The 11,965-nt window shown below is 61.4% G+C and carries 9 protein-coding genes; 2 read left to right on the top strand and 7 right to left on the bottom strand.

Annotation, left to right across the window (positions count from 1 at the left end):
* Positions 1–13: 13 nt before the first annotated feature.
* From AACU78_RS02800 to urtA, 7 genes are all read right to left on the bottom strand, one after another.
* Positions 14–361, bottom strand: coding sequence for an FmdB family zinc ribbon protein (locus AACU78_RS02800; RefSeq protein ID WP_106579714.1), 348 nt, complete (start codon positions 359–361; stop codon positions 14–16).
* A 2-nt stretch (positions 362–363) separates the two neighbouring features.
* On the bottom strand, positions 364–1,593 hold the full coding sequence (fmdA, locus tag AACU78_RS02795) for a formamidase (RefSeq protein WP_106579713.1): 1,230 nt from the start codon (positions 1,591–1,593) through the stop codon (positions 364–366).
* Positions 1,594–1,812: 219 nt separating this feature from the next.
* Positions 1,813–2,502 (bottom strand): urea ABC transporter ATP-binding subunit UrtE, encoded by a 690-nt coding sequence (gene urtE / locus AACU78_RS02790; protein ID WP_106579711.1) that lies wholly within the window; start codon positions 2,500–2,502, stop codon positions 1,813–1,815.
* A 10-nt stretch (positions 2,503–2,512) separates the two neighbouring features.
* Positions 2,513–3,271 (bottom strand): urea ABC transporter ATP-binding protein UrtD, encoded by a 759-nt coding sequence (gene urtD, locus AACU78_RS02785; RefSeq protein ID WP_106579710.1) that lies wholly within the window; start codon positions 3,269–3,271, stop codon positions 2,513–2,515.
* Entirely contained in the window at positions 3,268–4,431 is a 1,164-nt protein-coding gene (gene urtC / locus AACU78_RS02780; protein WP_106579709.1) for an urea ABC transporter permease subunit UrtC, read from the bottom strand. Before urtC ends, urtD begins: the two co-directional genes overlap by 4 nt.
* A 10-nt stretch (positions 4,432–4,441) precedes the next feature.
* A complete protein-coding gene (gene urtB / locus AACU78_RS02775; RefSeq protein ID WP_177410123.1) occupies positions 4,442–5,359 on the bottom strand; it encodes an urea ABC transporter permease subunit UrtB in 918 nt (305 codons plus the stop codon).
* Between the two features lie 167 nt (positions 5,360–5,526).
* On the bottom strand, positions 5,527–6,735 hold the full coding sequence (gene urtA, locus AACU78_RS02770) for an urea ABC transporter substrate-binding protein (RefSeq protein ID WP_106579708.1): 1,209 nt from the start codon (positions 6,733–6,735) through the stop codon (positions 5,527–5,529).
* A 311-nt stretch (positions 6,736–7,046) separates the two neighbouring features.
* On the opposite strand from urtA, the gene AACU78_RS02765 reads away from it, so the two are divergent.
* Together AACU78_RS02765 and AACU78_RS02760 are read left to right on the top strand one after the other, a co-directional pair.
* Entirely contained in the window at positions 7,047–10,430 is a 3,384-nt protein-coding gene (locus AACU78_RS02765; protein WP_106579707.1) for an ATP-binding protein, read from the top strand.
* Entirely contained in the window at positions 10,405–11,070 is a 666-nt protein-coding gene (locus AACU78_RS02760; RefSeq protein ID WP_106579706.1) for a response regulator, read from the top strand. The genes AACU78_RS02765 and AACU78_RS02760 overlap by 26 nt, the downstream gene beginning before the upstream one ends.
* The last annotated feature ends 895 nt before the right edge of the window (positions 11,071–11,965 follow it).

Genomic DNA, 11,965 nt, shown 5'->3' with positions numbered 1-11,965 from the left:
CAACGCTCCTGGTCTAGTGACTGATCATCCACGGCCGAGGCCCGGTCCTGGTCTTGAGGCCCAAGGGGTTGGCCTTGCTCGGCTCGACTTTCTTGCGGGTGCCGCAGCAACTGCAACCGGCCGGATGTTTGCGGCCTTCCTGGTATTCGCCGACGGTTTGCGGCGCATGGGCGCTGCGCTCGTTGCCGGCGATCGCCTTGCGCTGGTTGGCCGACAGCGTTTGCAAAGCCGGGGCCGAGACCCTGAGCTGCCCGCCCGGCCCTTCGCAGTACGGGCATTGGCTGGGCTCGTTGCGCTGGGCGATGGGCCGCAGCATCGTGAACGTGCCGCAGGTGGCACAGGCATATTCGTAGGTCGGCATGGCTACAGGTCCGGGGCAATGGGCAGGTCGATGCTGCCGTCGAGGAACTTGGTGGGGCCGTTGGCGTTGGGGTTGATGTCGAACTCGAAGATTTCGGTCGGCAGCCACAAGGTCGCGCAGGCATTCGGAATGTCCACCACGCCGCTGATATGCCCCTGCACCGGCGCCGAGCCGAGCAAGGCATAACCCTGGGCCGGCGAATAGCCGAATTTGGTCAGGTAGTTGATCGCATTCAGGCAGGCCTGGCGGTAGGCGACGTTGACGTCCAGGTAGTGCTGCTGGCCCTGTTCGTCCACCGAAATGCCTTCGAAGATCAGGTAGTTCTTGTAGTTGGGCGTGATCGGGCTGGGCTTGAACACCGGGTTCTTGATCCCGTACTTGGCCATGCCGCCCTTGATCAGCTCGACTTTCATGTGCACCCAGCCGGCCATTTCGATGGCGCCGCAAAAGGTGATTTCGCCGTCGCCCTGGCTGAAGTGCAGGTCGCCCACCGACAGCCCGGCGCCGTTGACATAGACCGGGAAGAAAATCTTCGAACCGCGCGACAGGTCCTTGATATCGCAGTTGCCGCCATGCTCACGCGGCGGCACCGTGCGTGCGCCGGTCGCAGCCGCGTCGTCACGGGCCTGGCCCTTGAGCTTGCCCATGTGTGCAGTGGCGGCCAGTGGCGCATTGGCCAGCGGCGGCACGCGGGTCGGGTTGGTGTCGATCAGTTCCTGCTCGCGGCGGTTCCAGTCGGCGAGCATCACCGGGTCGGGCAGGCAGCCGATCAGGCCGGGGTGGATCAGGCCGGCAAAGTTAACCCCCGGAATGTGCCGCGAACGGGTGAACATGCCTTTGAAATCCCAGATGGCTTTCTGGGCGCTGGGGAAATGATCGGTGAGAAAACCGCCGCCGTTCTGCCGCGAAAAGAAGCCGTTGAAGCCCCACTGCGAGTCAGCCTTGGCGCCGATATCGAGCAAGTCCACCACCAGCAAATCACCCGGTTCGGCGCCGTGCACACCCACCGGGCCTGACAGGTAATGCACGGTGGACAGGTCCACGTCGCGCACATCACTGGCATCGTCATTGTTCTTGATTGCGCCGGCGGTCCAGTCGTAGGTTTCCAGAATGAAGTCATCACCGGGCTTCACCCAGCACGCCATCGGGATATCCGGGTGCCAGCGGTTATGGATATTTTCGTTTTCAGTGACGGGCTGGTTGAGGTCGACTTTGATCAGCGTTTCGGTCATGGACTGGCTCCTGGGCGGATGGTCTGGTGCGTGGAATCCAGTCTCGGGGAGCCAGGGAAAACGGGAAATACGTTGGATGACGTATGAGATTTTCAGAGCAGACACAAAACAACTGTGGGAGCGGGCTTGCTCGCGAAAGCGGTGTGTCAGTTAACAGATAAGTCGACTGGTACACCGCATTCGCGAGCAAGCCCGCTCCCACATTAGAACTGTGTTGTTTTAGACGGACAGGTAGCGGCTGATGGTCGCTTCATCCACGCGGTCGCGGGTCTCTTCGATCACGAAACGGCCCTTCTCGATCACCAAAAAGCGGTCGGCAATCTCCAGGGTGAACGACAGCACTTGCTCGGACACCACGATGGTCAAATCGCGCAGGTTGCGAATCTCTTTGAGCGTGCGCGCAATGTCCTTGATGATCGACGGCTGGATGCCCTCCGTCGGCTCGTCGAGCAACAACACCTTGGGGTTGGTCGCCAGCGCCCGCGCAATCGCCAGTTGCTGTTGCTGCCCACCGGACAGGTTGCCGCCCTTGCGCGACTGCATGTCATGCAGCACCGGAAACAGCGCATACAAGTCCTCCGGCACCTTGCCGCGGGCCGACGCCGGCAACCCGGTCTGGATATTCTCCAGCACTGTCATGCTCGGGAAAATCATGCGGCCCTGAGGCACATAGGCAATCCCGCGCGCCACCCGCTCATGGGTCTCCAGCGCCGACACATCGTGCCCGTCCACACTGACCAAGCCTTGCCACTGCGGCAAAATGCCCATCAGGCTCTTGAACAGCGTGGTCTTGCCCATGCCATTGCGACCCATCACCGCGACGATCTCGCGCTTGGCCACATTCAGCTGCAGATCGTGGAGGATCTGGCTCTGTCCGTAACCACAGGACAACTGATCGATCTTGAACATGCCGGTTTCCTCAGTGGCCCAAATACACTTCGATAACTTTAGGGTTGCTCTGCACCGACTCCATGCTGCCCTCGGCCAGCACCTTGCCCTGGTGCAGCACCGTGACCTTGTGGGCGATGCTTTTGACGAACTCCATGTCGTGCTCAATCACCAGCACCGAGCGGCCCTGGCTGATGCGGTTGAGCAACTCGGCAGTTTGCGTGCGCTCGTTGACGCTCATGCCCGCCACCGGTTCATCCAGCATCAGCAACTCCGGGTCTTGCATCAGCAACATGCCGATTTCCAGCCACTGTTTTTGCCCGTGGGACAGCAGGTCAGCCTGTTGCTGCAGCAAATCACCGAGGAAGATTTCCCGCGCCACTTCTTCCACCCGCGCAATCACCTGAGCGCTGCGCTTGAAAAACAGCGCGCCCCAGACCTTGCGCCCGGCGGGGTACGACATCTCAAGGTTTTCAAACACCGTGAGGTTTTCGTAGATCGACGGGTTCTGGAATTTGCGCCCCACACCGGCACGGACGATGTTGTACTCGCGCATCCTGGTCAGCTCCTGGCCGTCGAACTGGATGCTGCCGCTGGTGGCGCGGGTCTTGCCGCAGATCAGGTCGAGCACCGTGGTTTTGCCGGCGCCATTGGGGCCGATCACCACGCGCACTTCATTGCGGTCGATGTACAGGTTGAGGTTGTCGACCGCCTTGAAGCCGTCGAACGACACGGTGAGGCCTTCGATGGCCAGCACCGGTTTTTTCATTTCAAAGCCGACGGCGGTCATGGCTGGGTCTCCAGGATGTTGCTTTTGGCTTTGGGTTTAATTGCCGGACTCACCGGGGGCGCCGCCACGGGTTTGCGCCGCAGCAGCTTGGCCAATGCCTGGCGACCGTGGCTGTCCCACAACCCGGCCAGGCCATTGGGGAAATACATGACCACGGCGATGAACAGCCCGCCCATCAGGTACAGCCATAATTCAGGAAAGGACTCGGAAAAATACGTCTTGCCGTAGTTCACCAGCAGCGCGCCATACACCGCGCCGAGCAGTGACATGCGCCCGCCCACCGCGGCGAAAATCACCATTTCGATCGACGGCACGATGCCCACGAACGACGGCGACATAAAGCCCACCTGCAAGGCGAACATCGCCCCGCCAATCGCCGAAAACGCGGCAGCCACGCAGAACACGAAGATCTTGAAACTGGCCACGTCATAGCCGGAAAACCGCACGCGCTCTTCTTTGTCGCGCATCGCCATCAGCAGCCGGCCCAGCTTGGACGCGAGGATAAAACGGCCGATAAAGATGCAGCCGAACAGCAGGCCGGCGTTGATGAAATACAGGATCATTTTCGCGCTGTCGGTGCGCAGGTCCCAGCCCAGCAGGGTCTTGAGGTCGGTGATGCCGTTGACGCCACCGGTCAGCCCTTGCTGGCCGACGATCAGCACGGTAAGGATCAGCGCAATCGCCTGCGTGACGATGGAGAAATACACATCGCCCACGCGCCGTTTGAACAGCGCCATGCCGATGATAAATGCCAGCAGCACCGGCACCGCGATCACCGCCACCAGCGTGAAGCTGAAACTGTGAAACGGCTGCCACAGCCAGGGCAGTTCGGTGATCTGGTTCCAGTCCATGAAGTCCGGGATGCCCGGTGTGGATTGGATCTTGGTGCTCTCGGGGTCGGAGGCTTCCAGCTTGAGGAACATCGCCATGCAGTAACCGCCGACGCCGAAGAACACACCCTGCCCCAGGCTGAGAATGCCGCCATAGCCCCAGCACAGCACCAGGCCCACGGCGACGAACGCATAGGTCAGGTATTTGCCGACCATGTTCAGGCGGAACGCGTCCAACGTCAGGGGAAAAACCACCAGCACCAGCAACGCCAACAACACGATACCGATCAGGTTTTGCTGGCCGCCCAGCAGCTTGTCTAAAGCCTTCATCTGCTCGCCTCTACTTGCGCACTTTGATGGAGAACAACCCTTGCGGGCGCAGCATCAGGATCAGAATTACCGAGGACAACGTGAGTACCTTGGCCATCGAGCCACTGAGGAAAAACTCCGACAGCGATTGGGTCTGGGCGATCACGAACGCCGAGGCGATGGTGCCGAACAGGCTCTGCGCGCCGCCGAACACCACCACCAGGAAGGTGTCGACGATGTACTGCGAACCCGCCGTCGGCCCGGTGGAGCCGATGGTGGTAAACGCTGCGCCCGCGACACCGGCGACGCCGCAGCCGAGGGCGAAGGTCATGCGGTCGACCTTGCGCGTATTGATCCCCACCGCGCGGCTCATGAGACGGTTCTGCACGGTGGCGCGCACCTGCAGGCCCCAGCGCGAGCGGTACAGCATCAGGAAGATCGCGGCGGTCAGCAGCAGGGTCAGGCCCATCATGAACAGGCCGTTGCGCGGGATTTCGATGGCATCGGTGAAATTCACCGAGCCCATCAGCCAGGCCGGCGGTTCGGCGCTGACTTCACGCGCGCCGAACACCGAGCGAAAGGTTTGCTGCATCACCAGGGACAACCCCCAGGTGGCAAGCAAGGTGTCCAGCGGCCGCTTGTACAAACGGCTGATCATCGCCCACTCCACCAGCCAGCCGATGGCGCCGGCGACGAGGAATGACAGGGCAATGGCAACAAAGAAGTAATAGGGTTGAAAACTTGGCGCAAAGTGCGCGGTGAGGCTGGAACACACGTAGGTGGTGTAGGCGCCAATGGTCAGGAACTCCCCGTGCGCCATGTTGATCACGCCCATCTGGCCAAAGATGATCGCCAGCCCCAGTGCCATCAGCAACAGCACGCAGAACACGGACAAACCGTTGAACCCCTGCATCGCCGCGATGGCTCCAAATTCCGATAGCCATTCCATGATGATGGTCTCCTACAGAGAGATGAAATGCAGGCTTTTGCCGTTTTGCTTTATGTGGGAGGGGGCTTGCCCCCGATGAGGGTGGGTCAGCTTATAAGGCTGTGACTGACCCACTGCTATCGGGGGCAAGCCCCCTCCCACAGTTTGAAACTCAACGTGCCTGGGGGTTATTGGTAACCCTTTGGAAATGGATTCGGCTCGATCAGATCCGACTCATAGATCACCTTGAACTGGCCGTCAGGCTGCACTTCGCCGATACGCGATTTGCTCCACAGGTGATGGTTCTCGTGGATCTTCACGTAGCCTTCCGGCGCGTTTTTCAGCTCGATGCCGGGGCTTGCCGCCACGACTTTATCCACGTCGAAACTGCCGGCCTTCTCCACCGCCGCTTTCCACAACCAAGGGCCGAGGTACGCCGCCTGGGTCACGTCGCCGATCACCGCGTCCTTGCCGTACTTGGCCTTGAAGGCTTCGACGAAGGCTTTGTTGTTCGGGTTGTCCAGACTCTGGAAGTACTTCATCGAGGCGTAGAAACCGGCCATGTTTTCGCCGCCGATGCCGAGCAGCTCGTCTTCGGTGACCGACAGGGTCAGCAGGGTTTGTTTGGACGAATTCACGCCCGCCGCGTTGAGTTGCTTGTAGAACGCCACGTTGGAGCCGCCGACCACGGCCGCAAACACCACGTCCGGCTTCTTCAGTTTGACCTTGTTGATCAACGAGCCGAACTGAGTGTTGCCCAGCGGGTAGTAGTCTTCGCCAACCACCGTGCCGTGCAGCACGTTTTCAATGTGCTTGCGCGCGATCTTCATCGAGGTGCGTGGCCAGATGTAGTCCGAGCCGACCAGGTAGAAGGTCTTGGCGCCCTTGGTCTTGGCAATCCAGTCGAGGCTGGCGAGGATCTGCTGGGTGGCTTCCTGGCCGGTGTAGATCACGTTTTTCGACTGTTCCAGGCCTTCATAGAAGGTCGGGTAATAGAGCAAGCCGTTTTCTTTCTCGAAGATCGGCAGCACGGCTTTGCGTGAAGCCGACGTCCAGCAGCCGAACACGGCGGCGACCTTGTCGTTGACCAGCAGCTTCTTGGCTTTTTCGGCAAAGGTCGGCCAGTCGGAGGCACCGTCTTCCTGGATCACTTTGATCTGGCGTCCCAGGATCCCGCCCGAAGCGTTGATCTGTTCGATGGCCAGGCGCTCGGCCTGGATCGAGCCGGTTTCTGAAATCGCCATGGTACCGGTGGCCGAGTGCAACTGGCCGACGGTGACTTCGGTCGGGGTCACGGCCAGGCCTTCGTTATCGGCCAGCACGCCCTGGCTGAACAGAGCGGCCGCCAGTAAAGACAAGGCCAACAGCGGTGTGGAGCGGATCAATCGTGGTGCCATGGGGCGACTCCTCTGCAATGAGGGGGTCAGCATGGCGGCAGCCGGCCATCGCGGGTATACGCAGCCTGACGTAACCCTGTACGTCATTTGACGTATGCCGTTGCGCACCATTTCGGCGCAGGATCACGCCCGCCCTGACACTGGAGATCAACTGTGAGAGGGGGCTTGCCCCCGGTAGCGGCCTGGCAGTCAGTGCATTTGCCATTGGCCCACTGCGATCGGGGGCAAGCCCCCTCCCACATTTGCATCTCAGCGCACTTGAGGGCATGGAACTTGCTCGCCAACCTCACCCTCCTCTGGAGTTAACCACCGTGCACCCTTCCTCCGGCACCCAGCGCATCGTCAAGATCCGCCGCGACTACAACACCTGGGTCGCCGACGAGACCATGGAAGACTACGCCCTGCGCTACACGCCCAAATCCTTTCGCAAGTGGTCGGAACTGCGCATCGCCAACACTGCCCTGGGCGCCGTGTCCTTTCTGGCGCTGGAAGCCATCGGCGGCGTGCTCGCCTTGAGCTATGGCTTCACCAACACCTTCTGGGCGATCCTGGCGATCAGCCTGGTGATCTTCCTCACCGGCCTGCCCATCAGCTATTACGCCGCCCGTTACGGCGTGGACATGGACCTGCTGACCCGCGGCGCCGGCTTTGGCTACATCGGCTCGACCATCACCTCGTTGATTTATGCCAGCTTCACGTTCCTGTTCTTCGCGCTGGAAGCGGCAATCATGGCCCTGGCCCTGGAGCTGTATTTCCACATTCCGCTGGCCATCGCCTATGTGATCTGCTCATTGCTGGTGATTCCGCTGGTGGCCTACGGCGTGACCCTGATCAGCCGCCTGCAATTGTGGACGCAACCGCTCTGGCTGCTGTTGCTGGTGTTGCCCTACGGCTTTGTCTGGTGGAAAAACCCCGACGCCTTCAGCGACTGGACCAGCTTTGTCGGACGCAGTGGCGACGGCGGCGGTTTTAATTTGCTGTCGTTCTGCGCCGCCTGCACCGTGGCGCTGTCGCTGGTCACGCAGATCGGCGAACAGGTCGACTACCTGCGCTTCCTGCCGGAAAAGACCGCCGCCAACCGCAAACGCTGGTGGGCCGCCCTGCTCTGCGCCGGGCCCGGCTGGATCATCCCCGGCGCGTTGAAAATGTTCGCCGGGGCGTTTCTGGCGTTTCTCGCCCTGCAACATGAAATCCCCATGGAGCGCGCCGCCGAGCCCACGCAGATGTACCTGGTCGCGTTCCGCTATGTGTTCAGCTCGCCGGAATGGGCGCTCGGCGCGATGGTGCTGTTCGTGTTCATCTCACAGATGAAAATCAACCTGACCAACGCCTACGCCGGCTCCCTGGCCTGGTCGAACTTTTTCGCCCGCGTGACCCACAGCCACCCCGGCCGCGTGGTGTGGCTGGTGTTCAACGTGGCCATCGCGCTGATGCTGATGGAGCTGGGCGTATTCGATGTGATCGACCAGGTGCTGGGGCTCTACGCCAACATCGCGATTGCCTGGATCGGCACGCTGGTGGCCGACCTGGTGATCAACAAGCCGCTGGGCCTGTCGCCCAAACACATCGAGTTCAAGCGCGCGCACCTTTACGACATCAACCCGGTGGGCGTCGGCTCGATGCTGATTGCCTCGCTGCTGTCGATCCTCGCCCACTTCGGCCTGTTCGGCGCCCTCGCCCAGGCCGCGCCACCCTTCGTCGCGCTGGGCACGGCGCTGATCATGGCGCCGCTGTTGGCCTGGCTGACCCAAGGCAAGTACTACATCGCGCGTACCAGCGACGTGACCCTGATTCACCCGGTGGCCCCCGCCACCCACGCGGTGTGTGGGCTGTGCAGCAACCCGTTCGAAACCGCCGACATGGCGTTCTGCCCGGCCTACAGCACGCCCATCTGTTCGCTGTGCTGCTCGCTGGATGCGCGTTGCGGTGACCGGTGCAAACCTCATGCGCGCCTGGTCACGCAGTTCGAAGGCGTACTGCGCTGGCTGCTGCCCACCACCCTGATGCCGCGCCTGCATACGCGGCTGGCGCACTACCTGGGGTTGTTGCTGGTGCTGGTGCTGCTGCTCGCCGGCGCGCTGGCGCTGATCTACGTACAGGCCGCCCAAGGGTTGCCGCATTCCGAGACCTTGTATCAGGCGTTTTTCAAGGCGTTCCTCACCCTATCGGTATTGGCCGCCGTGCTCGCCTGGTGGGTAGTGCTGACCCGCGAAAGCCGGCGTGTCGCCCAGGAAGAATCCAACCGCCAGACCCTGCTTTTAATGCAGGAAATCGACGCCCACAGCCTCACCGACCAAGCCCTACAACACGCCAAAGAGGCCTCCGAAGCCGCGAACGCCGCCAAAAGCCGTTACGTCACCGGGCTGTCTCACGAGCTGCGCACGCCGCTGAACAGCATCCTTGGTTTTACCCAGATCCTGCAGCGCGACAGCGCCATGCCCGAGCAGCATCAGGACGCGCTGGCGACTATCCTGCGCAGCGGCTCGCACCTGCTGTCGCTGATCGATGGCCTGCTCGACGTGGCCAAGATCGAGGCTGGCAAACTGCGCCTGGAACTCACGGAAATCCCCTTCCCCGAATTGATCCACGACCTGGAACAGATGTTCACCCCACAAGCCCAGGACAAGGGCCTGCGCTTTCGCCTGGACTGCGTGGGCAAGATCCCGGCCGTGGTGCGTGGCGATGAAAAGCGCGTGCGCCAGATCCTGATCAATCTGCTCGGCAACGCGGTGAATTTCACCGACAGCGGCGAGGTCTGCCTGCGGGTCAGTTATCGGCGCGAGACCGCCAACTTTGAAATCATCGACACCGGGATCGGCATCGACCCTGGGCAGATCGAGCGGATTTTCCAGCCATTCGAGCGCGGCGATCTGATGCGCCAGGACAAGGGCGTGGGCCTGGGGCTGACCATCACGCGCATGCTCACCTCGCTGATGGGCGGCGAATTGCGCGTCACCAGTGAGCTGGACAAAGGCACGTGTTTCCAGGTGCGGCTATTCCTCTCCCAAGTGCGCGCGCCGCAGGCGGTGGTGCACGTGGAGCACGACATCATCGGTTATCACGGTGTGCGCCGGCGCATCCTGGTGGTGGATGACCATGTGGACCATCGCAAGGTGCTCAGCGGCATGCTCACACCGCTGGGGTTTGAAGTGATCCAGGCCAGCAATGGCCAGGACGCGATCCGCCAGGTGGCGCTGCTGGCGCCGGACCTGATCCTGATGGACCTGTCGATGCCAACTCTGGATGGCTGGGAAACCAGCCGCTTGATCCGCCGCAATGCGCTGTCCAGCGCGCCGATCATCGTGATCTCGGCCAACGCCTTTACCGACGACCGTGAGCGCAGCATCGCCGCCGCCTGCAACGATTACCTGGCCAAACCGGTGCGCACCCCGGAACTGCTCGGGTGCCTGCAACAGCACTTGGACCTGCAGTGGTTGCGGCGTACTCGAACGTCCATGCCGCCTGCACCGCCCAGCGTATTGCCCAGCCCTGAAGACCTCGCCGCCCTCGCCGAACTCAGCGCCATCGGCTACGTGCGCGGCTTGCACGAAAAACTCGACACCATCCTGGAACATCGCCCGGACGCCGCGCCTTTCATCGCCAAAGTGCGCGGGCTGCTCAAGGGGTTCCGCCTGGATGAACTCAACCGAACCTTAAAGGAGGCCGAAGATGAATGCGCTCACCCGCAGCACTGAACCTGGCGTGGTGCTGATCGTCGATGACACCCCGGACAACCTCGCCATGCTCTCCGACGCCCTTGATGACGCGGGCTACATGGTGCTGGTGGCGCTGGACGGCCTCAGCGCGTTGAACCGTGTGCAACGCCGGCGCCCGGACCTGATCCTGCTGGACGCGATGATGCCCGGGCTGGACGGTTTCGAAACCTGCCGTCGGCTCAAGGCCCAACCGGCCAGCGCAGACATCCCGGTGGTGTTCATGACCGGGCTGACCGACAGCAAGCACGTGGTGCAGGGGTTTGAGGTGGGTGGCAGCGATTACGTGACCAAGCCGATCCAGACGGATGAAGTATTGGCGCGGGTGGCAGCACATTTGCGTACGTCACGGATCCTGCTCTCGGCGCGTGCCGCGACGCAGCCGAGCATGCTGACCCTTGAGGACGCCCCGGCGCGACGACTGTTATCCGCCCGATTTCAACTGACCGAGCGTGAGGTGGAAGTGCTGCGTTGGGTAGCGTGTGGAAAAACCAATCGGGATATCGGCGACATCCTGGGGTTGAGCCCCAGGACGGTGAACAAGCATTTGGAGCATGTGTATGTGAAGCTCGGCGTGGAGACTCGAACAGCCGCCACCTCAGTAGCGTTGGCCGCAATCTGAATGGGTGTGGGGCTTGTGTGGACCTCAGTACATCACGTAGAGACTGTGCCGATCTGCATTGCCCTGAAACCTCAGCTGTACTCGGTCAATGTGGGAGCTGGCTTGCCTGCGAAGGCATCGACTGGGTGTTACTGATACACCGAGGTGCCTGCATCGCAGGCAAGCCAGCTCCCACAGAAAAGCAAAAGCATTGCGGTGCTGGCAGCTGAACTTGGTCAACTTGTGGGAGCGGGCTTGCTCGCGAAGGCATCGACTGGGTTTTACTGATACACCGAGTTGTCTGCATCGCAGGCAAGCCAGCTCCCACAGAACAGCAAAAGCACTGCGGTGCTGGCAGCTGAACTCGGTCAAAGTGGGAGCAGGCCTGCCTGCGAAGGCATCGACTGGGTGTTACTGATACACCGAGGCGCCTGCATCGCAGGCAAGCCAGCTCCCACAGAACAGCAAAAGCACTGCGGTGCTAGTAGCTGAACTCGGTCAATGTGGGAGCTGGCTTGCCTGCGAAGGCATCGACTGGTTATGCCTGATACACCGAGGTGTCTGCATCGCAGGCAAGCCAGCTCCCACAGAACAGCAAAAGCACTGCGGTGCTGGCAGCTGAACTCGGTCAATGTGGGAGCTGGCTTGCCTGCGAAGGCATCGACTGGTTATGCCTGATACACCGAGGTGTCTGCATCGCAGGCAAGCCAGCTCCCACAGAAAAGCAAAAGCACTGCGGTGCTAGTAGCTGAACTCGGTCAATGTGGGAGCTGGCTTGCCTGCGTAGGCGTCGACTGGGTGTTACTGATACACCGAGGCGCCTGCATCGCAGGCAAGCCAGCTCCCACAGAACAGCAAAAGCACTGCGGTGCTAGTAGCTGAACTCGGTCAATGTGGGAGCTGGCTTGCCTGCGAA

Origin of the sequence: Pseudomonas sp. R9.37, assembly GCF_963878885.1 — a bacterium.
In the GTDB taxonomy this organism is placed as follows: Bacteria; Pseudomonadota; Gammaproteobacteria; order Pseudomonadales; family Pseudomonadaceae; genus Aquipseudomonas.
This window is presented reverse-complemented; position numbering and strand designations above follow the sequence as displayed.

What these genes read in the sequence shown, in the direction of transcription:
- urtE (WP_106579711.1), bottom strand. Translation starts at nt 2,502, where the DNA reads ATGTTCAAGATCGATCAGTTGTCCTGTGGTTACGGACAGAGCCAGATC.
- AACU78_RS02800 (WP_106579714.1), bottom strand. Translation starts at nt 361, where the DNA reads ATGCCGACCTACGAATATGCCTGTGCCACCTGCGGCACGTTCACGATG.
- AACU78_RS02760 (WP_106579706.1), top strand. Translation starts at nt 10,405, where the DNA reads ATGAATGCGCTCACCCGCAGCACTGAACCTGGCGTGGTGCTGATCGTC.
- urtD (WP_106579710.1), bottom strand. Translation starts at nt 3,271, where the DNA reads ATGACCGCCGTCGGCTTTGAAATGAAAAAACCGGTGCTGGCCATCGAA.
- urtC (WP_106579709.1), bottom strand. Translation starts at nt 4,431, where the DNA reads ATGAAGGCTTTAGACAAGCTGCTGGGCGGCCAGCAAAACCTGATCGGT.
- urtB (WP_177410123.1), bottom strand. Translation starts at nt 5,359, where the DNA reads ATGGAATGGCTATCGGAATTTGGAGCCATCGCGGCGATGCAGGGGTTC.
- urtA (WP_106579708.1), bottom strand. Translation starts at nt 6,735, where the DNA reads ATGGCACCACGATTGATCCGCTCCACACCGCTGTTGGCCTTGTCTTTA.
- fmdA (WP_106579713.1), bottom strand. Translation starts at nt 1,593, where the DNA reads ATGACCGAAACGCTGATCAAAGTCGACCTCAACCAGCCCGTCACTGAA.